Annotated in this window: 25 protein-coding genes; 24 read left to right on the top strand and 1 reads right to left on the bottom strand. The window is 45.2% G+C overall.

What is annotated here, in order from left to right; genetic code table 11:
- The first annotated feature begins 240 nt into the window (after positions 1–240).
- From FHQ30_RS09420 to FHQ30_RS09330, 19 genes are all read left to right on the top strand, one after another.
- Positions 241–726 (top strand): DUF3261 domain-containing protein, encoded by a 486-nt coding sequence (locus FHQ30_RS09420; RefSeq protein ID WP_176552631.1) that lies wholly within the window; start codon positions 241–243, stop codon positions 724–726.
- A complete protein-coding gene (locus FHQ30_RS09415; protein WP_139611244.1) occupies positions 716–1,909 on the top strand; it encodes a beta-ketoacyl-[acyl-carrier-protein] synthase family protein in 1,194 nt (397 codons plus the stop codon). The genes FHQ30_RS09420 and FHQ30_RS09415 overlap by 11 nt, the downstream gene beginning before the upstream one ends.
- Positions 1,910–1,911: 2 nt before the next feature.
- Entirely contained in the window at positions 1,912–2,382 is a 471-nt protein-coding gene (locus tag FHQ30_RS09410) for a hotdog family protein (protein ID WP_139611245.1), read from the top strand.
- A 37-nt stretch (positions 2,383–2,419) separates the two neighbouring features.
- Positions 2,420–3,151, top strand: coding sequence for a 3-ketoacyl-ACP reductase FabG2 (locus tag FHQ30_RS09405; RefSeq protein WP_139611246.1), 732 nt, complete (start codon positions 2,420–2,422; stop codon positions 3,149–3,151).
- 25 nt (positions 3,152–3,176) lie between these two features.
- Entirely contained in the window at positions 3,177–4,409 is a 1,233-nt protein-coding gene (locus FHQ30_RS09400; protein WP_139611247.1) for a beta-ketoacyl-ACP synthase, read from the top strand.
- 27 nt (positions 4,410–4,436) lie between these two features.
- The gene (locus FHQ30_RS09395) at positions 4,437–4,853 is read left to right on the top strand and encodes an excinuclease ABC subunit A (protein ID WP_139611248.1); all 417 of its coding nucleotides are present in this window, start codon (positions 4,437–4,439) and stop codon (positions 4,851–4,853) included.
- 17 nt (positions 4,854–4,870) lie between these two features.
- Positions 4,871–6,100 carry an NAD(P)/FAD-dependent oxidoreductase gene (locus tag FHQ30_RS09390; protein ID WP_139611249.1) on the top strand — a complete coding sequence of 410 codons (1,230 nt, stop codon included), beginning with the start codon at positions 4,871–4,873 and terminating at the stop codon, positions 6,098–6,100.
- A 21-nt stretch (positions 6,101–6,121) separates the two neighbouring features.
- The gene (locus FHQ30_RS09385) at positions 6,122–6,847 is read left to right on the top strand and encodes a beta-ketoacyl synthase chain length factor (RefSeq protein ID WP_139611250.1); all 726 of its coding nucleotides are present in this window, start codon (positions 6,122–6,124) and stop codon (positions 6,845–6,847) included.
- Positions 6,848–6,909: 62 nt separating this feature from the next.
- On the top strand, positions 6,910–7,653 hold the full coding sequence (locus FHQ30_RS09380) for a lysophospholipid acyltransferase family protein (RefSeq protein WP_176552632.1): 744 nt from the start codon (positions 6,910–6,912) through the stop codon (positions 7,651–7,653).
- The gene (locus FHQ30_RS09375) at positions 7,641–7,898 is read left to right on the top strand and encodes a phosphopantetheine-binding protein (RefSeq protein ID WP_139611252.1); all 258 of its coding nucleotides are present in this window, start codon (positions 7,641–7,643) and stop codon (positions 7,896–7,898) included. The genes FHQ30_RS09380 and FHQ30_RS09375 overlap by 13 nt, the downstream gene beginning before the upstream one ends.
- Positions 7,899–7,917: 19 nt before the next feature.
- Positions 7,918–8,175 carry an acyl carrier protein gene (locus tag FHQ30_RS09370; protein WP_139611253.1) on the top strand — a complete coding sequence of 86 codons (258 nt, stop codon included), beginning with the start codon at positions 7,918–7,920 and terminating at the stop codon, positions 8,173–8,175.
- Between the two features lie 14 nt (positions 8,176–8,189).
- Entirely contained in the window at positions 8,190–8,771 is a 582-nt protein-coding gene (locus tag FHQ30_RS09365) for a COG4648 family protein (protein WP_139611254.1), read from the top strand.
- Between the two features lie 5 nt (positions 8,772–8,776).
- Positions 8,777–10,282: an AMP-binding protein gene (locus FHQ30_RS09360; protein ID WP_139611255.1), complete on the top strand. Its 1,506-nt coding sequence runs from the start codon at positions 8,777–8,779 to the stop codon at positions 10,280–10,282.
- Positions 10,275–10,616 carry an ApeI family dehydratase gene (locus tag FHQ30_RS09355; protein WP_139611256.1) on the top strand — a complete coding sequence of 114 codons (342 nt, stop codon included), beginning with the start codon at positions 10,275–10,277 and terminating at the stop codon, positions 10,614–10,616. The genes FHQ30_RS09360 and FHQ30_RS09355 overlap by 8 nt, the downstream gene beginning before the upstream one ends.
- Entirely contained in the window at positions 10,613–11,356 is a 744-nt protein-coding gene (locus tag FHQ30_RS09350; RefSeq protein WP_139611257.1) for a glycosyltransferase family 2 protein, read from the top strand. The genes FHQ30_RS09355 and FHQ30_RS09350 overlap by 4 nt, the downstream gene beginning before the upstream one ends.
- 11 nt (positions 11,357–11,367) lie before the next feature.
- On the top strand, positions 11,368–12,312 hold the full coding sequence (locus tag FHQ30_RS09345) for a lysophospholipid acyltransferase family protein (RefSeq protein WP_139611258.1): 945 nt from the start codon (positions 11,368–11,370) through the stop codon (positions 12,310–12,312).
- Positions 12,313–12,317: 5 nt separating this feature from the next.
- Entirely contained in the window at positions 12,318–12,770 is a 453-nt protein-coding gene (locus FHQ30_RS09340; protein WP_139611259.1) for an acyl-CoA thioesterase, read from the top strand.
- 34 nt (positions 12,771–12,804) lie between these two features.
- On the top strand, positions 12,805–13,425 hold the full coding sequence (locus FHQ30_RS09335) for an outer membrane lipoprotein carrier protein LolA (RefSeq protein ID WP_139611260.1): 621 nt from the start codon (positions 12,805–12,807) through the stop codon (positions 13,423–13,425).
- The gene (locus tag FHQ30_RS09330) at positions 13,397–15,673 is read left to right on the top strand and encodes an MMPL family transporter (protein WP_139611261.1); all 2,277 of its coding nucleotides are present in this window, start codon (positions 13,397–13,399) and stop codon (positions 15,671–15,673) included. The genes FHQ30_RS09335 and FHQ30_RS09330 overlap by 29 nt, the downstream gene beginning before the upstream one ends.
- 15 nt (positions 15,674–15,688) lie before the next feature.
- On the opposite strand, the gene gmhB is transcribed toward FHQ30_RS09330, so the two are convergent.
- On the bottom strand, positions 15,689–16,240 hold the full coding sequence (gene gmhB, locus FHQ30_RS09325; protein WP_139611262.1) for a D-glycero-beta-D-manno-heptose 1,7-bisphosphate 7-phosphatase: 552 nt from the start codon (positions 16,238–16,240) through the stop codon (positions 15,689–15,691).
- Between the two features lie 212 nt (positions 16,241–16,452).
- Between gmhB and metN the strand changes: the two genes are divergently transcribed.
- From metN to FHQ30_RS09300, 5 genes are all read left to right on the top strand, one after another.
- Positions 16,453–17,487 (top strand): methionine ABC transporter ATP-binding protein MetN, encoded by a 1,035-nt coding sequence (gene metN, locus FHQ30_RS09320; protein WP_139611263.1) that lies wholly within the window; start codon positions 16,453–16,455, stop codon positions 17,485–17,487.
- Entirely contained in the window at positions 17,480–18,145 is a 666-nt protein-coding gene (locus tag FHQ30_RS09315; protein WP_139611264.1) for a methionine ABC transporter permease, read from the top strand. The genes metN and FHQ30_RS09315 overlap by 8 nt, the downstream gene beginning before the upstream one ends.
- A 48-nt stretch (positions 18,146–18,193) precedes the next feature.
- Positions 18,194–18,994 (top strand): methionine ABC transporter substrate-binding lipoprotein MetQ, encoded by an 801-nt coding sequence (metQ, locus tag FHQ30_RS09310; protein WP_132966218.1) that lies wholly within the window; start codon positions 18,194–18,196, stop codon positions 18,992–18,994.
- A gap of 146 nt (positions 18,995–19,140) precedes the next feature.
- A complete protein-coding gene (locus FHQ30_RS09305; protein ID WP_139611265.1) occupies positions 19,141–20,244 on the top strand; it encodes a carboxynorspermidine decarboxylase in 1,104 nt (367 codons plus the stop codon).
- Between the two features lie 139 nt (positions 20,245–20,383).
- On the top strand, positions 20,384–21,622 hold the full coding sequence (locus tag FHQ30_RS09300) for a saccharopine dehydrogenase family protein (protein WP_139611266.1): 1,239 nt from the start codon (positions 20,384–20,386) through the stop codon (positions 21,620–21,622).
- Positions 21,623–22,188 lie beyond the last annotated feature (566 nt).

The raw sequence follows: 22,188 nt of genomic DNA, 5'->3' as shown, positions 1-22,188 counted from the left end.
CTTGGATTTGAGGGTTTAATGTGCGTTAAGTCATGTTTTTGTAATTAATAAATCTATCAATATTCCCTTTTATGCAAAAATTCTCTAAACTTATGTATTACTTGAAATACAATTGATTCTCAAATCATCGGGCTGGTAAGCGTGCGATATTTTTTCTTGGTTATTCTCTTTTTATTGGTATCTTGTCAGAGCAGAACCGGCACTGATTATTATCTTGAACGTGGTAACAACTTCGTTCGTTTGCCTTCATTAACTCAGTCCCCTACCTTAGTTTTACAGCAGTTGTTAACGGTTAATACTGATGTTTCACCCAATTCTGAATCCGTACTAACCGCACTTGAGCTTTCGCCACAGCATTTAACATTGAATGTTTTTTCTACCTTGGGCATCAAATTGGCACAAGTGGAATATGATGGTGAGCAGTTGCGAGTGACACAACAATTGCCCTTTGCAGAACAGACGTTGCCACCGATTAATCAAGTAGTCGGCGATATTTTATTAAGCGTATTGCCGTTGAAAACCTGGCAGCATTATTTGCCAAAAGATTGGAATTTAGTTCAACAAGGATTGCGGCGCAATTTACTGGATGACAAAGGGGATGCCGTGATCACGATTTTATATGATAAAGCATCGCCACAACAGGTGGTTTCCATTCAACATCACCGCTTTAATTATATGATTTCAATTCAAAATTTGGTGGTTGAATATAACAAAAATGCAAAATAATATTTTTATTCAAGCGTACGCCATGTGCAATGTGTTGGGAAACAGTAAAGCGGAAATTTGGCGAAATTTGCAACAACAGAATTTGCGTTTGGCGAAAAACAGTGATTATTTGCCGAATGCTGAAGTGTGGCTGGGACATATAGAAGCGGAGTTACCCCCGATTCCTGAAGAATTACAACTTTATGATTGTCGCAATAATCAAGTTTTAGCGTTTTGTTTGCAGCAGTTGAATCCAGAAATTCAATCGTTGATCGAGCGCTTTGGACGGGAGCGGATTGCGATTGTGATGGGAACCAGCACCGCAGGGATTGAGCAGGGCGAATCCTATATTCAAGCAGCACAGCAACACAAGGCACATCCCAATTATCACTATCGGGCGCAGGAACTTGGTTCAATTTCTCAATTTGCAGCAAACTATTTGGATATTCACGGACCGAATTTGACGATTTCAACCGCGTGTTCTTCTAGTGCTCGTGTCTTTATCACGGCGGAACGTTTATTGAACAGTCAGGTAGTCGATGCGGTGATTGTTGGCGGCGTTGATACACTATGTCATTTGACCATAAACGGTTTTCATTCGTTGGCATCGATTTCATTCACGCCGAATACACCGTTTAGTGAAACGCGTAAAGGGATTAATATTGGTGAGGCCGGAGCAGTTTTTGTGTTATCAAAAGAGCCAGCTGTTCTGCAATTGGCAGCTACAGGCGAAAGCAGTGATGCACACCATATTTCTGCGCCGCATCCAGAAGGCGTGGGAGCAGCAAGTGCGATGCAACAAGCGTTGAATAAAGCGGGGTTGCAGCCGCAGGATATTGGTTATTTAAATTTGCACGGCACCGGCACACCTTTGAATGACAGCATGGAAAGTTTGGCAGTCGCTGCTGTTTTTGGACGCGTGCCTTGTAGCAGCACCAAACAATTAACCGGTCACACGTTGGGCGCGGCTGGTGCGACGGAATTAGGATTGGCTTGCCTTTTGTTAGAACATTTTGCTGATCAAAGTGCGGTTTTGCCGTTGCAAACCACTGAGCCGGATTGTCTGGATCCGAGTTTGCCACCAATCGGTCTGATCACCTCTCACCAACGGTTACAAAAGGCGGCGGTGATGAGCAATTCATTTGCTTTTGGTGGTAACAATACCAGCTTAATTGTGAAACGATATCAACAGGCAGGTGATTAGTGTTGTTGAATACGATGGACACGCGTGCAGAATGTTATTTATTGCATCGGGAACCGATGTTACTGGTGGATAACGTAATCACCTGTTCGGCATCGCAAATAACCGTGAGTGTGGTTATCGGTGAGAAACACCGCCTTTTTATACAGCCAAACCAGTGCGTAGCGGCGTGGATCAGTATTGAATTGATGGCGCAGGCTGTGGGTGTTTGGGCGGGTGTTCAAGGAAAGCAACAGGGCGAGGCTGCACCTAAAATCGGGTTCTTGCTAGGTGGGCGGCAGTGTAAGCATTTTGTTGATGGCTATAATGTTGGCGATCAACTGCTGATCGAGGCGGATATGTTGATGCAAGATCAGCTGATGGCAAGTTTTGATGCGCGAATTTTGGATCTCGATGGAAAATGTCTAGCATCGGCGCGTTTAACCACCTATCAGCCGTCTGAAACTGAGTTGGCGGCTTTATTAGATCAGCAGTAAGCTATCTTTTAGTTTTTAAAAATAATAGTTAGAGATTATGCAAACTACAAAAACAATCTTAGTGACTGGGGCGAGCAAAGGCATTGGCCGAGCCACCGCAATTGAATTGGCACGGCAGGGATTTGACCTTGTCGTACACTACTGTCGTGATCAAGTCGGTGCGCAAGCGTGTGCTGAACAGATTCAGGCTTTGGGATCAAAAGTGCGGTTGATGCAGTTTGATGCGGCTGAGCGTGAGCAGTGCCGAGCAGCCATTGAACGAGATATTGAACAGCACGGCGCGTATTATGGCGTGGTATTAAATGCTGGGATTATCCGTGACGCTGCTTTTCCTGCATTAACGGCAGACGATTGGGATTCGGTGATCCACACTAATTTAGATGCATTTTATCATGTGTTACACCCCTTGATTATGCCGATGATCAGCGCCAGAAAAGGTGGCAGAATCGTCACCTTATCCAGTGTCTCCGGTATGGTCGGCAACCGCGGACAGGTGAATTACAGCGCCTCAAAAGCCGGATTAATCGGGGCGACAAAGGCGTTGGCGCTGGAGTTGGCAAAACGCAATATTACCGTCAACTGCATTGCACCGGGGCTGATTGACACCGGAATGGTTGATGAACATACCTTGAAATATGCGTTGCCAATGATTCCAATGCAGCGGATGGGCAAAGCACAAGATATTGCGGATTTAGTGGCATTTTTAATGAGTGATAAGGCAAGCTATATCACTCGCCAAGTGATTGCTGTGAATGGCGGCATGGTGTAGGCATTGTAGCCATTAAGGAAAAAAAATGAAAAATAGACGCGTTGTGGTAACAGGAATGTCTGGGGTGACCGCACTTGGTAGTAACTGGGCCGAAATTAAAAGCCGCATGTTGCAGTATAAAAATGCTGTTGCCTATATGCCGCAGTGGGAGATTTATGACGGCTTGCAAAGTCGATTGGCGGCGCCGATAACGGATTTTAGCTTGCCGCTACATATTGGTAAGAAGAAAAGCCGCAGCATGGGGCGAGTGTCGCAATTGGCAGTCGTGGCGACGGAACAGGCGTTAGCACAAGCCGGATTGACGGAAAACAGTGACATTATGGACGGCAGAATGGGCGTGGCATATGGTTCTTGCACCGGCAGCACCGATCCGGTTCGAGCGTTTGCCTCTATGATGACCGAACACCACACTCATAATATTACGGCACAGACTTACATTCAGATGATGCCGCATACGACTGCTGCCAACATCAGCCTCTATTTTGGTTTACGCGGACGGGTGATCCCGTCGTCCACCGCTTGTACTTCGGGTAGCCAAGCAATCGGCTATGCGTATGAGGCGATTAAACACGGTTATCAAGATTTGATGGTTGCCGGTGGCGCAGAGGAGCTGTGTCCGAGCGAAGTCGCGGTGTTTGACACCTTGTTTGCCACCAGTCAAAAAAACCAGCAACCGCACTTGACGCCACGCCCGTTTGATAAAGACCGAGACGGTTTGGTGTTGGGCGAGGGCGCCGGAACCCTTATTTTGGAGGAGTTGGAACATGCTGTTGCGCGCGGTGCAATGATTTATGCCGAAATTGTCGGTTTTGCCACCAATTGTGATGCGGCTCATGTTACCCAACCGCAACAATCAACGATGCAAATCTGTTTGGAGCAGGCGTTGAGGCAAAGTGGTGTGTCGGCTCAGCAGATCGGTTACGTTTGTTTGCACGGTACGGCAACCGAACGGGGCGATATAGCCGAAAGCCACGCAACATTCAATGTGTTGCATGATAAACCGCTAGTGTCATCGCTGAAAAGCTATTTGGGGCATACACTGGGTGCTTGTGGGGCGTTGGAAGCTTGGTTTAGTATTGCGATGATGAATGACGGCTTGTTTATTCCAACGATTAATCTGGATGAAGTGGATCAACGCTGTGCGCCTTTAAACTATATTCAGACACAAGCCGTTTGTGAAACAACGGATTATGTGATGAGTAATAATTTTGCCTTTGGCGGTGTCAATACCTCACTTATTTTTAAAAAATTTAATTAACTTAACCACTTAATATTAGGAGTCTATATGAAAAAGTTACTATTTGTTGCGGCAATGATTGCAGGATTAACCGCTTGTGCAGCAAGAGATACTACGCATTATTTGCCAATTGAAGAAGTGTATCAAGCGGCGTTGCAAGATGGCACCTTGGATCCAAAAATCAAAATGTATTTTGGGCGTTCGGTCGGGGGAAAAGTTGTGGAGACAGCAACAACCAATAAAAAAACCAACGCAGTGAATAAAACTGATCAAGAGGCTTGTCGGTGGGTAATGAAATCGGCGTTGATCCAGTTGCAGTCGAAAGCGAAAAGTTTGGATGTCAGTAAAGTTTCCAATATCCAAAGCTATTACAAGAAAAAAGTCTATAACAGTACGACACAATATGAATGCCATGCAGGCAGAACTATTGCCGGCGTTGCGCTAAAAGCTGATTTTATTAAATAAATACGACGGAGTTGATCATGATAGAACAACGTCGAGTGGTGGTGATCGGTGCCGGTCCTTCCGGCGCGATTGCGGCGGCAATTCTAAAACGCAAAGGCAATGATGTGTTAGTGTTAGAAAAACAGACATTTCCCCGTTTTTCGATTGGTGAAAGTCTGTTGCCGCACTGCCTTGATTTTATTGAAGAAGCAGGAATGCTGCCACAGGTCGAAAATTATGGCTTTCAAATTAAAAACGGTGCGGCATTTGCACGTGGTGACGAATATTCGATATTTGATTTTGGTGATGCGTTTACTGACGGCAAAAAATATGCTTATGAAATTCGGCGTGCGGAGTTTGATAAGCTGTTAGCCGACAGTGCGGCAGAGCAGGGTGTGGAAATTCGTTACCAACACGAAATCATTACAACCAATTTTCAAGAGGATTCTGCTCGCTTGACGGTCAAAGATCAGCAGGGGGAGATTTATCAGGTGCAAGCTGAGTTTGTGTTGGATGCCAGTGGCTATGGGCGAGTTTTGGCGCGCTTGCTGGCGCTGGAAACCCCATCCGAATTGCCGGTTCGTCAAGCGGTGTTTACCCATATTGAAGATCGTATTACCCATCCGGCGTTTGAGCGCGATAAGATCCTGATTACCGTGCATCCAGAACTCAACGATGTTTGGTTTTGGTTGATTCCTTTCAGTGATGGCAGAAGTTCGATAGGTGTTGTCGGCTTGGATCGCTATTTCAGCCAGTTCGGCGATGATTTATCGGCTTGTCTGCACCATTTTGTTGATACGACTCCTTCTTTAAAACGGATTGTCTCAGATGCCAAATGGGATACGCCATGCAGCAAATTATTCGGTTATTCCGCGAATGTAAAACAACTGTTTGGACAGCGTTTTGCGCTGTTAGGCAACAGCGCCGAATTTTTAGATCCGGTGTTCTCTTCCGGCGTGACCATTGCCATGCACGGCGCCAGTCTAGCCGCAAATTTGCTAGATCGTCAGCTGCGTGGTCAGCAAGTGGATTGGAAAAGCGAATTTGCTGATCCGTTGCAACAAGGGGTAGATACCTTTAAAACCTATGTGATGGGCTGGTATGATCTTAGTTTCCAAAGAGCGGTATTCTGGCAGAATAAAAGCCGGCACATTGAGCGTATGATCAGCTCCCTTTTGGCAGGTTATGCGTGGGATGAAAATAACCCTTTCGTGGCAGATCATAAAGCGAAATTGGCGGCACTCAGCCAATTTTGTGTGGAAAAGTAGAATCTTGCGGAGCGCAACATAATGTTCGATTTTGATATTGCCTGTTTGAAAGCCTATAGCAGCGCTTTGAATGATGAAGCACAGTGGCAGGAATGGGCAGATTCTGATGTACAGAATTTGCCAAAATCGACTCAGGCGAGCTTTAAACCGAGCCTGATTCCGTTAATGCAAGCCAGAAGAATGGGCGTTGCCGATAAAATGGCGATTCAACTGGCACTGGAACTGAACCAGCAGCATGACATCGATGCTGTGGTTTTTGCCAGTCGGCACGGACAACTGGCACGAACATATAAGCTGTTGAGCAGTTTTTTTGCGCAAGGGGAAATGTCGCCGACAGATTTTGCCACCGCAGTACATAACGCCCCGTCAGGGCAGTTCAGTATTCTTGCCAAACAAACTGCACCGATTAGCTCGGTGGCGGCAGAAGCGAATACATTTTGTGCAGCTTTGTTAGAGGCATTGTTGTGTTTGCAGGATGGCAAAAGCAATGTGTTATTGGTCGTTTTTGACGATGAAATACCGCACTTTTATAAGCCTTTTTTGTCACAAGCAGAGCAACAAACTGCTTATGCGTTTGCAATGGTTTTGACACCGGGATCACAGTGGCATGTCGCTTTTCAGGCGGCAGAACAGGCGTGCAAAGAATCTTTTCCTGACGGGCTGGCGTTTTTGCGGGAATATTATCGCGGCACTCCACAATTTGCATTAACTTATGGGTGGCAACAATGGCGGTTTTCACAACAATAGCTCGATATTGGCGGGTGATCGGCATTGGCCTGGGATTCGTTTTTTTCGGACTAGGTGCTGTTTTGTTGGGCAATATCTGGATGCTGATTTTACGTTTGGTGTATCGCGATCAGCGCCAGCGCCGTTTACGCAGCCAGCAGAGCGTGAGTTTTTGTTTCAAGCTGTTTGTAAACGGCTTAAAATATTTCCGCGTAATCGATTATCAGATTGATGGGGCAGAAGTTTTACAACAGGATCGGGGTTGTCTGATCGTTGCCAACCACCCGACATTATTGGATTATGTGTTAATTGGCTCGATTCTGCCGGAGATGGATTGTGTGGTCAAAGAGTCACTATTTCATAACCCGTTTTGCAAAATGGTGGTTCGCAATGCCGGTTATATTGCCAACACCGCCGATCCACAGCCGTTGTTTGAGGCTTGTAAACTGCGGTTGTCACAAGGGGGGAAAATGCTGATTTTCCCTGAAGGGACTCGCTCGTCACTGGATGCGATTTATGGCGCTGCGCCACTAAAATTACAACGTGGGGCGGCGAATTTGGCGGTGCGTTGTGGCGTTCCGTTAAGAATCGTACATATCAGTTGCCGCCCTCTGATTTTAAATAAGAGTATGAAATGGTATCAATTGACTGATAAAAAAGCCTTTTTTTACTTAAAAGTACAACATTTAGAACCGGTTGAACCTTATTTAAACCCTGATATTCCGCCTTCAAGAGCGGTTCGGGAATTAAATGCAAAGCTGACCGAATTATTACAACCGACAACAGACGTTGTCCATTTTGCCGAGAATCACTTATGCAAACATTAGAAAATGAGATTAAACAATTAATTATTGATGCGTTAAATTTGGAAGAATTAACGCCGGAAGATATTGAAACCACAGCACCGCTCTTTAATGACGGCTTGGGACTGGATTCCATTGACGCGTTGGAATTGGGGTTGGCGATCAAAAATAAATTTCAGGTTGAATTGAACGCCGACAGCGAAGAGGTGCATCAATATTTTTATTCGGTCAAAACCTTAGCCGAATTTATTCAATCACAACAAGCATAAAATAAAACTGGGAGCCGGTATGGAAAAGCAAGAAATTTTTGAACAGATCAAACAGTTTTTACAAGAATTATTTGATATTGATCCGGATTCAGTCACGTTGGACTCACATATTGCCGACGATTTAGATCTGGACAGCATTGATGCTGTGGATTTAATCGTGCATTTACAAAATAAAACTAAAAAACGGGTCAGCCCGGAAGCCTTCAAAAATGTCAGAACCATCGGTGACATTGTCGAGGTGATCTATACGTTATGGAATGAAAAAACACCAGCTTGATTGACGATAGCCGTATGAAGAAATCCCTAAACGGATTGACAACACTGTTGTTGGTCGCTTATCCGTTTTTTGTCTTTTTCAGTCTGGAGAATTTGCCATTGCATTGGTTGCTTCTTGGGCTGACGACGTTGTTTCTGTTGCGCTTAATCCTCGTTTTGCGGCAAAGTGCGGTCAAGCAGCGCGGTTATCTGATTTTTCTGGGCGCGGCTTCTGCGCTAATCGGCATCGGCGTAAGTGTGTATGCGTTTTTGGCAAACAGCGCAACCGGATTGTTGTTTTATCCGCTGCTGGTAAATTTACTCTGTTTGGGACTGTTCCTGTTTAGTTTGGTTTTTCCGCCCACGGTGATAGAATTGTTTGCCCGTTTGGTTGAAAAAGATCTGTCGCCGCAGGGCGTGGTTTATACTCGTAAAGTCACTTGGGCGTGGTGCGGTTTTTTCTTGTTTAACGGCAGTATTTCGCTGCTGACGGCACTACAGGATAATGTCATTTATTGGACGTGGTATAACGGATTTATCAGTTATATCTTAATCGGTCTATTTTTTATTATTGAGTTGATGGTTCGCCGGATTGTGCGACAAAGAGATCTAAAATAAAAACAATGTTAGAAAAAACACCCCAAAAACAATCTATCAACGCACTATTTTCTGCCCAGTTTGTTGCACAGGCGGATTTATTGGTTCCGTTAAAACAGTTGTTGTACCACGATGCCGAGAGTCGTCATATTGTGTGTATCGGTGAACATCAGCAATACGACTGGCAGGATTTACGCCGAACTTGCAGTTGGATGATCCAACGTTTGCAAACCGAAACGTCGGAGCAAAGTGCGGTTGCGCTGGTATTCAAAAGTGGGTTTTTGATGGTTTGCGCTTTATTGGCGTGCGTTCACCTGAAACGGAAGATAATTTTGCCTTCTTTGGCGACGGTGGAACATTTGCACAGTATTGCTGCACATTTTTCACTGTTGATGAGCGATGAACTAAAGTTGCAAGCCTATTGCCACCCAGCGAAAGGGCATCAAGCGCAACAGTACCAAGCGCAACAGTACCAAACACAAGAGTATAGCGACAAAAGTGCGGTTTTGTTTTGTTCAGAAATCGCAGAATCAGGGCAGCCGATCGAGTTTAGCGAAGCATTTATTGGCAGCGAATTTTGCGCACCAGATAGCGCCGATATTCTGTTGTTTACTTCCGGCAGCACCGGGCAGCCGAAAGGCATTGAGAAATATCTGGCACTGTTCGACCGCCAAATCCGAATTGAACACCAATTGTTGAAAGCGCAGCTACAAGGCTGCGTGATGTATTCGACGGTCAATCACAATCATTTGCTGGGGTTGATGTATCGTTTGCTATTTCCACTCGTGCTCAGAATGCCGTTTTTTGAATATAATTTTGTGATTCCGGAGCAGGTGGCGAAAATCCCATTTGCGTATGCGTTGATCAGCAGCCCGGCATTTTTGCGATTTTTAGATCCACGTTTAAGCTATCCGCCTGCTAATATTGTGTTTTCTTCCGGCGGTAAATTGCCGGAGCCAGTTGGATTATTGACGCAATCTTTACTGCAAACCGAGTTGATGGAGTTCTACGGCTCCAGCGAAACCGGCGCAGTGGCGTACCGCACGTTTCCACAACAGCAGTGGCTGGTGCTGGACGGCATTGAGTTTAAACAGGATTTACAAGACAACTGTTTAACCATTCGCTCACCGCTGTTGCCAAGTGGCGAGTGGTATAAAATGGAAGATCGGATTGCGCTGCAAAAGAACAGTTTTGAACTACTGGGCAGGGCGGATAGGGTAGCAAAAATTTCGGATAAACGGATTTCGTTGACTCAGATTGAGAATTTAGCGCTGCAACTGGAAGAGATTAAGGAAGTTAAAGCCTTAGTGGTCAGTGATCATTTACGCGATAGCGTCGGCTTGGTGGTGGTACTGAATGACGGACATCAAGATCAATCGCGCAAAGCGATTTTGTTGCGGCTGCGCCAACATTTAAAAAACCACATCGAATTGATCGCGTTGCCACGCAAAGTGCGGTTGCAGCCTTTTATGCCGATGAATGAACAGGGCAAACTCAGTTTAAGCCTACTACAGGAGCTGTTTAATGAGTGAGTTGTTACCAAGCTATCAAGTGTTGTGCCACGATGATGGCTATTTGCAGATCGAGTGTCATTTTAGCTCGGACTACCCCTATTTTGCAGGGCATTTTCCGGCGTTACCGATCTTGGCAGGTGTGGTGCAATTGGGGGTCGTGCATGGTTTTGTACAGCAATTTTGGCAGCAAGATCTAACAACGGCAACGATTCGGCAAATCAAGTTTCAAAAATTAATTTTCAGTGGCAGCCGCGTGACCTTGCAGCTTGAACGCAGGCTTGCCAACAAGCAGCTCAAATTTAGTTATTATTTGGATCAAGATGTTGCCAGCAGTGGAATATTACTGTTATGAAAACTGATAATCTAAAATATTGTATCGTAATCCCTTGCTACAACCACGGGCGTTTCATTCGCGCGGTGATTGAAAAAGTCAGCGATTTTAACTTGCCGATTATACTGATTGATGATGCTTCAGATGTGGAAACCGCAGCCATTTTGTCGGAGTTGGCGACGCAATATGATTTGATTCTACACCGCCATTCACAGAATTTGGGTAAAGGTGGCGCTTTGAAAACCGCACTTTACTTGGCAGAATGGCTTGGGTTTTCACATATATTGCAAGTGGATGCTGATGGACAGCATGATTTGCAAGACATTCCCCGTTTTATCGAGATTTCACAACATTCGCCGCAAGCACTGGTTTCCGGACAACCGATATACGATCACAGCGTGCCGAAGCTGCGTTACTACGGGCGTTATCTAACCCATGTTTGGGTTTGGCTAGAAACGTTATCGTTTGATATCAAAGACAGTTTATGCGGTTTTCGAGTCTATCCGGTAGCAAATACGCTGGCAATTGTACGGCAGGTTTACAGTGGCAATCGAATGGAATTTGACATTGAAATTCTAGTGCAATATTACTGGCGCTATCAGCAAGTGCGGTTTTTGCCGACCAACGTAATCTATCCTAAAGACGGGATTTCGCATTTTGATCAATGGCGTGATAACCTGCGATTGAGTAAAATGCACTGCCGTTTACTATTACAATTATGGCGCTATTTTCCGGCGTTGCTCCGTAACAAATTCACATAAAAAGTATCGCCATGAAAACAGAACATTGGTCGAGAATGGCAGAAACCGGCTCAGAAATCGGCATTCGGACACTATTGATCATTTATCGTATTTTGGGCAAACGTGGCTTTCGTTTCTTGCTCAAGCCGGTTATTTTTTATTATTGGGCATTTGCCAAACAGCACCGAACGGCGTCTGAGCAATATTTGCAGAATTTACAAGCCTATTTTGACCCTTTGGATTATCCCACAAAAAAACTGAACAGTTTTCATCATTTGTCCTATTTTGCGGAAGCGATTTTAAATAAAATCATTGCGTGGCGTGGTGATATTTCGATTGACGACATCAACTTTCATTTTGCAGATGGATTAGCGGAAAATGCGAAAACGCTGCGCAGTGCGCTGATTATCGGCTCTCATCTGGGCGATTTAGAATTGTGCAGAGCGTTGAGTGCGCGCGAAACTGGATTGAAAGTGACAGCGTTGGTTTTTACCCGTCATGCGGTTCGTTTTAACGCATTGCTCGAAAAATACCAGCAAGTCGGGCGTGGGCGGATCGAACTGCTACAAATTGATGCGATCTCGCCTGCTACACTGTTTTTGTTGCAACAAAAAATTCAGGCGGGGCATTTGATTATTATCGTGGGCGATCGCACCAGCCCGAATGACCCGACGCTGCAAAACAGCAGCTCGGCGACATTTTTAGGCAAAACAGCATATTTTCCGCATGGCCCTTATGTGTTGGCACATCTGTTGAAAGTGCCGGTGTATCTGATGTTTGTGCTGCGTCATCCGACGCAAGATAACCGCTTCGATTTCTATTTAGAGTTGTTTGCGGAACGTATTCATTTGCCAAGAGCGCTGCGCAAACAAGAAGGCGTGCAGGGCTATATTGAAAAATATGCCGCTCGGTTGGAGCATTACTGCCGTTTGTCGCCGTTGGAGTGGTTTAATTTTTATGATTTTTGGCGTAAGTAGAGAAAATGACAAGATATAAAACAGGCTTGGTGCAAGCAAGCGTACAATTAAAACCGGCATTTCAGGATCTGGATCCGATGCAGGTTGTCTGGCACGGACGCTACTGGCAATTTATCGAAGAGGCGAGAATTGCGCTGTTCGATAAGCTGGGCTACGGCTATCGTGAAATGGTTGCTTCAGGTTACCAGTGGCCGGTGGTCAAAGCGGAGATCAAATATATCAGACCGATTGTGTTGGATCAGCAATTTACAGTGACGGCGGATTTAATCGAATTTGAAAATCAGGTCAAAATAGCGTTTACTTTTCGTGATTACCGCGAAAACACAGTGTTATGCCGCGCATCAAGCACCCAAGTGGCGGTTCGATTGGGTGGCGATGAGTTGCAATTTGTTACCCCCGACTGCTGGCAGAACAAAGTGCGGTGTTGTTTAAATGCAACAACATCGAACGCTGATTAGAAATAGCGAATAGGAAAAAATCAAGGATTAGGATATGCGATATCGGTTTTTATATTTAGTAGCGATTTTTGCTGGCATGATCGGCACGGCGGTGGCAGAGCCATCCTCACCAGAACTACAGCAAATCAAAGTGCGGTTATCAGTGCCGAATAAACTGCAATGTGATTTTCGACAAACGCGGCAGATTGCGGCACTCAGCCGACCGTTGGAGTCACAAGGAACCTTAACGTTAGATAAAACCAAAGGCGTTATTTGGGCACAAACCGCACCATTTGCACAAACCGTAGTGATGACCCCTAAGCGAATCTATCAAGAAGTGCAGGGCAACAGCAAAACGATTAGCGAACAGGAGCAGCCACAGCTGTTTCATTTTACAGCGCTGATGAGCGATATTTTTCAAGGAGAATGGCAGGCGTTGCAGCCGTTTTTTGATCTTCAGCCGCAACCGAGCAAATCACCTCTGTGGCATTTGGATTTGCTGCCGACAGCCCAACCGTTTAATCAAATTTTTAATAAAATCAGCTTGAGCGGTGATCGCACGGTACAACATATTGAACTGGACGATAAACAAAATGACACCACGCGATTAGTCTTTTCTAATTGCCACGAATTGAAACAGCTTTCACATGCGCAGCAGCAGCTTCTGGCAGATTAAGACAGGCAGCCGCGCCGTTATTTGGTTTGTAGCATTGCTGATTATGGCAGTTTGCTTGGGGCTGACCGCTCGCAGTGCCAAGATCGAAAGCAATGTGACCGCACTTTTAGATGGCAATTATCAGGTTGCACCGCAAATTGAGAAGAAGTTATCGACAGGGCTCAACCGCTCTTTGCTGTGGTTGGTCGGTGCCGATAGTCTCGCGCAGGCAATGCAAAGTGCGGTGCAATGGCAGGAATATTTAACCACGTTGCCGCAACTGCGACAAATTCAAGGGCAAAACCAAGCGCTACAGCAAGATTGGCAGCGCTACTTTTTTGACTATCGCAGCATCTTATTAAGCGATCAGTTGCGAATACAGTTGGCAGATCCTCTCAGTTATTATCCAACGTTGCAGGCTGAAATCTACTCGCCATTCTCCGGCATCAGTTCGGCTGAATTGGCGAATGATCCGCTATTGTTGGTCAGGCAGCAGCTCTTGCAGCGCAAGAGCGGTAACATTCAGTCGCAGCAAGGTTGGTTGTATGTGCAACATCAACAAAAATTTTATATTTTATTGCGTGCCGAGTTAGAACCTTCTCAAGATAATATCAATGACAAAACAGTATTAGTGAATCAGCTGCACGATTTTCAGCAGCAGTTGCAACAAACTTTCCCTGATACTGAAGTGTATGCGCGCGGAGCGCTATTTTTTAGTCAGGCTTCAGCAATGAGTGTAGAGCAAGATATTAAAACCATTGGGCTTGGTTCATTGTTGGGCGTGGTGGTGCTGCTGTTGCTGGTGTTTCGCAGTTTTTATCCGTTGCTGTTGATCACGGCTTCGCTGTTTAGCGGTGTGGTGAGTGGAACTTTGATGACATGGTGGTTTTTTGGTGAAATTCATCTGCTGACGATTGCGCTCAGTACCACCTTAATTGGGGTGTCCGCGGATTACAGTATCCATTACCTGATCGAGCGGCGGTTTGCGGAACCTGCGCAAAGTGCGGATCACATTTTGAAGCAGTTGATGCCGTCGCTAAATTTTGCGTTTATTACCACAGCGTTGGCGTATCTAGTGCTGTATTTCTCACCGATTGGAATTTTGCGTCAAATGGCGGTGTATGCGGTTTTTGGTTTGTTGGGATCGTTATTGACAATCTATTGGTTATATCCCTATTTTATCGAGAAAATTACACCACAACCGCTCTTTTGGAAACGCAACATTGAACGCTATTTGGCGTTTTGGCAACACAGCAACAGCGTGCTGGTGGTGATATTGCTAGCGTTGCCATTAATGTTTTACAGTATCAGCCGCTTAACCTTGAATGATGATGTGCGCAGCTTTCAAAATCAGCCGGAATCTTTGCAACAAATTGAGAAAAAAGTGACCGAAATTCTGGGGCAAGGTGCTCAGTTGCAATATTTTATTGTGCAAGCGGAAAATGACGAAAAGCTGTTGCAGCGCAGCGAGCAACTGAAATTAGCATTGGAACAACAGTATCTGGCAGATAGCTACAGCGTGCTGCTGTCGGATTATGTGCCGAGCGAACAGCGGCAAAGCCAGAATTATCAGTTGCTGAACAGCGCTTTCAACTGTTTGTTGCCGATGCTACAGCAATTGGGCTTGAGTGAGATAAAGCCGTATCCACAGGCAGATATTCGTTTGTCTGATTTTATGCAAAGACCTATCGGTGCTGACTTTAAAGCGCTCTATTTTTCCGATCAAAGCGGTAGTTATTTGTTGGTGCCGTTGCAGCAAGGGGATCCAAAACTGTTCAACAGCATTGCTGGCTCGCTTAGCGGTGTGAGTTATCACAATTTGACACAGCAATGGAGCGATTTATTTGAACATAGCCGCAACACGGTGTTGATGATTTTGGCTGCAAGTTTTGTACTGGTGTTTATTTGCCTGAGCTATGGTTTCAATATCAAAACCGCACTTGGCATTTTGGCAGTGATTGGCTTGGCAATGTTGATTGCTTTGGCATTGTTGAGCGCTTTTGATCAAAGTTTTAACCTGTTTGCGGCTTTGGGGCTGGTGCTAATTTTAGGAATGGGCGTGGATTACGGTGTGTTTTTGGCGAAAAAAAGTGCGGTATTGGTTTCATCATTTTTAGCGATTTCTCTCTCTGCCTTGACCACCCAACTTTCGTTTGGCTTGCTGATGCTCAGCCAAACGAACGCTTTGGTCAGTTTTGCTTTAGTGGTCTCCATCGGTATCGGCAGCACCTTTCTGTTTATGCCGCTGATGTTGCGAGTGACAAAATAGTGGCGCATCACATTGCTATTTTTGGCTGAGAATATACCCCGACAAATCCGCCACTGAATCCAGCACTGCTTCGGCGAATTGTTCGCCTTCAGTGGTGACGGTTTTGCCGCTGCGAACCAAGATATTATGCGCAACACCAGCCGCTTTACCCGCCATGAGATCTTCGATTTTGTCACCGACCATAAAAGAGTGGTTCGGGTCGATGTTCAATTCTTGAATCGCTTGCAGCAACATACCTGGTTTGGGTTTGCGGCAGTCGCAGTCTTGGCGGTATTCGCCGATGCCGTCGGGCAGGTGCGGGCAGTAGTAAATGCCGTCAAAATCAACACCGCGATCCGCCAGTGACCAATCAAACCATTCCGTCAGTTGCAAAAATTGATCTTCACTGAAATAACCGCGAGCAATGCCGGACTGATTGGTGACCAATACCAGCAAATAGCCCATTTTTTTCAATTCAGCCAGCGCTTCGATACTGCCGCCGATAAAGTCAAACCGATCAATTTCATGTACATAGCCATGATCGACATTGAGGGTTCCGTCGCGATCTAAAAAAATTGCTTTTTCCACATTTTCCTCACTTAAACTAATAGGTTGCTGTTTAGCATAGCACTTTTTAGCACAAAAAGACGCAGAAGCAGTAAGCTATCAAAGGATCTTGCTATAAAATTGATAGCTTATAATTTGTTGTTATAAAAAAGTACTAACTACTGGTTGACATAGCAATCTGGACGTCTAAAATAGCAAAATCATTTTGATAATCCCCATTATAAAGGGCTTATATGATTAAGCTAAAAAATATTAATAAAATTTTTGAGGTCAAAGGCAAAAAACTGACCGCACTTGACAACGTCAATCTGGAGATCCCGAAGGGGCAGATTTGTGGCGTGATCGGTGCGTCGGGTGCCGGCAAAAGCACCTTGATTCGTTGCGCCAACTTGCTTGAACTGCCGACCAGCGGACAGGTGTTTGTGGATGGTGAAGAGCTGACCGCAATGAATAACACACAATTGGTGGCTGCTCGTCGTCATATCGGTATGATTTTTCAGCATTTTAATCTGTTGAGCAGCCGCACGGTGTTCGGCAATGTGGCGTTGCCGTTGGAATTGATCGGCATGGATAGTGCGGCAGTGACGCAGCGTGTCGATGAATTGCTGGAATTGGTCGGCTTGAGCGATAAGAAGCATGTGTATCCGAGCAATTTGTCCGGCGGTCAAAAACAACGGGTGGCGATTGCCCGTGCATTGGCGTCGGAGCCGAAAGTGTTATTGTGTGACGAAGCCACCAGTGCGCTTGATCCGGCGACCACCCAGTCGATCTTAGCACTGTTGCAAGAGATCAATCAGAAACTGGGTTTGACTATTTTGTTAATCACCCACGAAATGGAAGTGGTGAAACAGATTTGCCATCAGGTGGTGGTGATTGATAAGGGGCAATTGGTTGAAAGTGGTAGCGTCAGCGAAATTTTCTCTAACCCGAAAACCGAATTGGCAAAAAGTTTTATCCAATCGACCTTTCGGATTAACCTGCCGAAAGAGTATATGGAGCAGCTCTCCGCTGCCCCGAAGGGTGCGAACTCTTATCCGATTATCAAATTTGAATTTACCGGACGTTCGGTCGATGCGCCGTTGTTGTCACAAACCTCGAAAAAGTTTGGCGTGGATTTGAGTATTTTGGTGTCGCAAATTGATTATATCGGTGGCGTGAAGTTCGGGTTTACCATTGCGGAAGTTGAAGGTCCGGAAGATGCGATTACCGAAACAAAAATTTATTTAATGGAACATAATGTGCGGGTTGAGGTGCTGGGATATGTTTGATCGTTTAACGCCACAAGTGTGGCAGATGATTTTGCAAGCCACTGGCGAAACGCTGTATATGGTCTTTGCTTCGGGCTTTTTAGCCGCAATCTTTGCCATTCCGCTCGGTGTGTTGCTGTTTATCACTCAACCGGGGGGAATTAAAGAGAATCCGAAATTCTACCGACTGTTGAGTATGGCGGTGAATATCGGACGTGCGATTCCGTTTGTGATTTTGCTGTTTTGGATTATCCCATTTACTCGTGCAATCGTGGGAACTTCTATCGGAACAACCGCAGCCATCGTACCGTTGACGGTGTCGGCGATTCCCTTTATCGCACGCTTAGTCGAAGGGGCTCTGCTCGAAATTCCGAGCGGCTTAATCGAAGCGGCACGTGCGATGGGTGCCAGCAATTTTCAAATTATCGTCAAATTTTTATTAGCTGAAGCAAAACCGGCGCTGATCAACGGCATGACCATCACCTTGGTTGCGTTGGTCAACTATTCCGCGATGGCGGGTATTGTTGGTGGCGGCGGTTTGGGCGATGTGGCGATTCGTTATGGTTATCAAACTAATGTACCTGAAATTCTGACCACCGTGGTCGTCATTTTGGTGATCTTGGTACAACTGATTCAATTTGTAGGGGATCGTTTAGTCCGCTATGTTGATCACCGCTAGCGCTCGGTTTAGCGTATTTTTATCCATTAATAACGTAAGGAAATGATGATGAAATTAAAAAATATTTTCACCTTAACCGCACTGGCGACCGCTGTAGCATTTTCCGGTTCAGTGTTGGCGAAAGACGGTAAAATCAAAGTCGGGATTCAAACCGGTCCTGAGTTTTCTGTGGCGGAAGTGGCGAAACAAGTCGCCAAAGACCAATATGGCTTAGAGGTAGAGTTAGTGCCATTTACTGACTATGTGACTCCAAATGTGGCGTTGGAAGAAAAATCGATTGATGCCAATGCGTTCCAACACAAACCATATTTAGATGCGCAAGTGGAGTCTCGTGGTTTGAAAGGCTTGGTGATTGTCGGTAACACCTTTGTTTACCCGATTGCCGGTTATTCGAAAAAAATCAGCAAATTGGATGAATTGAAAGACGGCGCAACCGTAGCTATTCCAAACGATCCGACCAACGGCGGACGTGCGTTGTTGTTGTTGCAAGCACAAGGTCTGTTGAAATTGAAAGACGGCGTTGGCTTAACCCCGACCGCACTTGATATTGTGGACAACCCGAAAAAACTGAAAATCCGTGAGTTGGAAGCGCCATTGTTGCCACAAGTGTTGCCGGAAGTGGATTTTGCGATTATCAACAACACCTATGCCGGACAAGCTGGCTTGTTCCCGAGCACTGATGCGATTTTCGTGGAAGACAAAGATTCCCCGTATGTGAACATCATCGTGGCACGTGAAGATAACAAAGCGGATCAAGATGTGGTCAATTTTGTTAAAGCTTATAACTCTGATGCGGTATATGAAAAAGCCAAACAGGAGTTTAAAGACTCTGTGGTGAAAGGCTGGTAATTGAACTGCATTTTCATTATCGTACGGTTGTAGGGGCGCATTGCATGCGCCCGTTTACCAAATTCGATTAAATATTTAATATTATCAATAGGTTGATTGGGATGTTCTCTTAATCAACCGATTTTTTTATAGCATGTGAAAAGAAAATGACTGAATTAGCCACTCCTTATTATCTGATTGATAAAAGCAAACTGTTAGCCAATATGCAGAAAATCGCCTATCTGCGGCAGCGTTCCGGCGCAAAAGCGTTGCTGGCGCTGAAATGCTTTGCTACGTGGGGCGTGTTTGATGTGATGCGTGATTATATGGACGGTACGACTTCCTCTTCGTTGTATGAAGTCAAGCTCGGACAGCGCAAATTCGGCGGCGAAACCCATGCCTACAGCGTGGCGTATAGCGATGCGGAAATTGCCGAAGTGGTGGCCAATGCGGATAAAATTATTTTTAATTCCATCAGCCAATTGAACCGTTTTGCTGATCAAGCGCGTGGTATTCAACGTGGTTTGCGGGTTAATCCGCGCGTCAGCACTTCAGATTTTATTCTGGCGGATCCGGCACGTCCGCACAGTCGTTTGGGCGAGTGGGATATCGAAAAAATCCGTGCAGTGATGCCGCGGATTAACGGCTTTATGTTCCATAATAACTGTGAAAACGGCGATTTTGATCGCTTCGATCAGATGCTAAAACACATTGAAAGCGAATTCGGCGAGTTGCTGTATCAAGTGGATTGGGTCAGTTTGGGCGGCGGAATTCATTTCACCGGCGCCGATTATCCGCTCGATCAATTTGCCGATCGGTTAAAACAGTTTGCCGAACAATACGGGGTGCAGCTGTATTTAGAGCCGGGTGAAGCGGCGATTACGCTCAGCACCAGTCTGGAAGTGACAGTATTGGACACCTTGTATAACGGCAAAAATTTGGCGATTGTCGACAGCTCGATCGAAGCGCATATGTTGGATTTGCTGATCTATCGCCAAACCGCAAAACTGCTGCCGAACAGTGGTGAACACCAGTATATGGTTTGTGGCAAATCCTGTCTTGCCGGCGATATTTTCGGTGAATATCGCTTTCCACAGCCATTGAAAATCGGCGATCGCCTCTCGTTTGGCGATGCTGCCGGGTATACCATGGTGAAAAAGAATTGGTTCAATGGCGTCAATATGCCGTCCATTGCCAGCAAAGAATTGAATGGTGAGATTAAATTAATCAAACAATTCAATTTTGACGATTACGTTGACAGCTTGTCTTAGTCAAGATTTTTGACGGCAGCAAGCGGTTTCAACGAATCAATCAGGTTTTGCCGACAGTGGCAAGATTAAACACAAGGTCAATTATGACCGCACTTTGGTGATAAAAAGTGTGGTTGTGATTAAGGAGGATTATGCAAACATGAAAAAAAACATCTTGATTATTGGCGCCGGTGGCGTCGCCCAAGTGGTCGCACATAAATGTGCCCAACACAACGATATTTTAGGCTCTATCGCAATTGCTTCGCGCGGCATCAGCAAATGCCAAGAGATTGCCGCCAGTGTGCGCGAAAAGAACGCCTTCAAAGTGCCGGCAGAAATTGCCTGCTTTGAGCTGGATGCGCTGAATATCGAAGCAACCAAATCGATCATTAAAGAAACCGAAGCACAAATTGTGATTAACGTCGGTTCCGCCTTCTTAAATATGTCGGTGCTGCAAGCCTGCATTGAAACCGGGGCTGCCTATCTCGACACCGCAATCCACGAAGAACCGCATAAAATTTGTGAAACCCCGCCGTGGTATAATAATTACGAATGGCAACGTCGTGAATTGTGTGAAGCCAATCGCATCACCGCCATTTTGGGTGTCGGTTTTGATCCGGGCGTGGTGAATGCCTATGCGGCGGTTGCGGTCAATGACTACTTAGATCAAACGGATAGTATTGATATTATTGATATTAATGCCGGAAGCCATGGGCGTTATTTCGCTACTAATTTTGATCCGGAAATCAATTTCCGTGAATTTACCGGCGAAGTCTGGAGTTGGCAAAACAGCCAATGGACCAGTAATCAAATGTTTGAAATCAAGCGGACGGACGACTTGCCGGTTGTCGGTCAGCAAACTTCCTATATGACAGGACATGACGAAATTCATTCGCTGTCGCAAAATCTGAATGTACCGAATATCCGTTTCTGGATGGGCTTTGGCGAGCATTATATTAATGTGTTCACGGTGCTGAATAATCTGGGCTTATTATCCGAACAGCCGGTCACTACTGCCGAAGGACTGGAAGTGATTCCACTGAAAGTGGTGAAAGCGGTGCTGCCGGATCCATCCTCACTGGCACCGGATTACAGCGGTAAAACCTGTATCGGTACTTTAGCGAAAGGCAAAAAAGACGGTAAAGACAAAGAGGTCTTTATCTACAACGTTGCCGATCATAAAGAGGCCTACCAAGAAGTGGGCAGTCAGGGTATTTCCTACACCGCCGGCGTGCCGCCGGTCGCCGCCGCAATTTTGGTGGCGCAAGGCACCTGGGATGTGCAAAAAATGGTGAATGTGGAGCAACTGGATCCAAAACCATTCCTCAATCTGCTCAACCAAATGGGCTTGCCGAATCGAATTAAAGACGAGAACGGCGACAGAGAACTCTCCTTCTAAACTGTTTTCAGACAGTAAAAACCGCACTTTTACCACTAAATTTGGGATAAAAGTGCGGTTATCCGATCAAATTTTGTCGATACTAATCTCACAACTGCCTACTTATTTGCTTTTATGATTGAAATCATCTCTTCAAATGGAGAGATTTTTGACGGTTATTTGGCAAAATAGCAAGAAATTATCTTATAGTATTGTTGATAATATCGCTTTCAGAATCTGAAATGGCAGCTATTTCACATTCTGAATTGCTCTATTTCCCCCTTATCTTCGGTGGTCTATTTATCATCAATATTAGTCATGTCCGTTATTATTTTATTGACAATCAAAAAAGAAACCAAGTTCATTTTATTTCCTTAAAAAACAAAATATTACAATTGATTGAGTAATGATCTGTTATTGTTCACTTTTTGTTTTTTTATTGAAATAAAATATAAAAATAGAAAATAAATAAAAAAAATGCTTTAATAGCGATCTTTAGTATTTTGTTGTTATTTAAAGCACCTTTATTTAAAAGTAATGTATGTTTATGTCTTTTCAAGATTAACCAAGGAATATTTATGAATAAA

Origin of the sequence: Testudinibacter sp. 'clade 2', assembly GCF_006227735.1 — a bacterium.
Taxonomy (GTDB): domain Bacteria; phylum Pseudomonadota; class Gammaproteobacteria; order Enterobacterales; family Pasteurellaceae; genus Chelonobacter.
This window is presented reverse-complemented; position numbering and strand designations above follow the sequence as displayed.

Bases quoted from the DNA above. Each gene is read 5' to 3' on its own strand.
- FHQ30_RS09305 (WP_139611265.1), top strand. From the start codon at position 19,141: ATGACTGAATTAGCCACTCCTTATTATCTGATTGATAAAAGCAAACTG.
- FHQ30_RS09300 (WP_139611266.1), top strand. From the start codon at position 20,384: ATGAAAAAAAACATCTTGATTATTGGCGCCGGTGGCGTCGCCCAAGTG.
- FHQ30_RS09365 (WP_139611254.1), top strand. From the start codon at position 8,190: ATGAAGAAATCCCTAAACGGATTGACAACACTGTTGTTGGTCGCTTAT.
- FHQ30_RS09360 (WP_139611255.1), top strand. From the start codon at position 8,777: ATGTTAGAAAAAACACCCCAAAAACAATCTATCAACGCACTATTTTCT.
- FHQ30_RS09385 (WP_139611250.1), top strand. From the start codon at position 6,122: ATGTTCGATTTTGATATTGCCTGTTTGAAAGCCTATAGCAGCGCTTTG.
- FHQ30_RS09390 (WP_139611249.1), top strand. From the start codon at position 4,871: ATGATAGAACAACGTCGAGTGGTGGTGATCGGTGCCGGTCCTTCCGGC.
- FHQ30_RS09345 (WP_139611258.1), top strand. From the start codon at position 11,368: ATGAAAACAGAACATTGGTCGAGAATGGCAGAAACCGGCTCAGAAATC.
- FHQ30_RS09340 (WP_139611259.1), top strand. From the start codon at position 12,318: ATGACAAGATATAAAACAGGCTTGGTGCAAGCAAGCGTACAATTAAAA.
- FHQ30_RS09400 (WP_139611247.1), top strand. From the start codon at position 3,177: ATGAAAAATAGACGCGTTGTGGTAACAGGAATGTCTGGGGTGACCGCA.
- FHQ30_RS09330 (WP_139611261.1), top strand. From the start codon at position 13,397: ATGCGCAGCAGCAGCTTCTGGCAGATTAAGACAGGCAGCCGCGCCGTT.
- metN (WP_139611263.1), top strand. From the start codon at position 16,453: ATGATTAAGCTAAAAAATATTAATAAAATTTTTGAGGTCAAAGGCAAA.
- FHQ30_RS09370 (WP_139611253.1), top strand. From the start codon at position 7,918: ATGGAAAAGCAAGAAATTTTTGAACAGATCAAACAGTTTTTACAAGAA.
- FHQ30_RS09355 (WP_139611256.1), top strand. From the start codon at position 10,275: ATGAGTGAGTTGTTACCAAGCTATCAAGTGTTGTGCCACGATGATGGC.
- FHQ30_RS09335 (WP_139611260.1), top strand. From the start codon at position 12,805: ATGCGATATCGGTTTTTATATTTAGTAGCGATTTTTGCTGGCATGATC.
- FHQ30_RS09375 (WP_139611252.1), top strand. From the start codon at position 7,641: ATGCAAACATTAGAAAATGAGATTAAACAATTAATTATTGATGCGTTA.
- FHQ30_RS09405 (WP_139611246.1), top strand. From the start codon at position 2,420: ATGCAAACTACAAAAACAATCTTAGTGACTGGGGCGAGCAAAGGCATT.
- FHQ30_RS09395 (WP_139611248.1), top strand. From the start codon at position 4,437: ATGAAAAAGTTACTATTTGTTGCGGCAATGATTGCAGGATTAACCGCT.
- metQ (WP_132966218.1), top strand. From the start codon at position 18,194: ATGAAATTAAAAAATATTTTCACCTTAACCGCACTGGCGACCGCTGTA.
- FHQ30_RS09415 (WP_139611244.1), top strand. From the start codon at position 716: ATGCAAAATAATATTTTTATTCAAGCGTACGCCATGTGCAATGTGTTG.
- FHQ30_RS09350 (WP_139611257.1), top strand. From the start codon at position 10,613: ATGAAAACTGATAATCTAAAATATTGTATCGTAATCCCTTGCTACAAC.
- FHQ30_RS09315 (WP_139611264.1), top strand. From the start codon at position 17,480: ATGTTTGATCGTTTAACGCCACAAGTGTGGCAGATGATTTTGCAAGCC.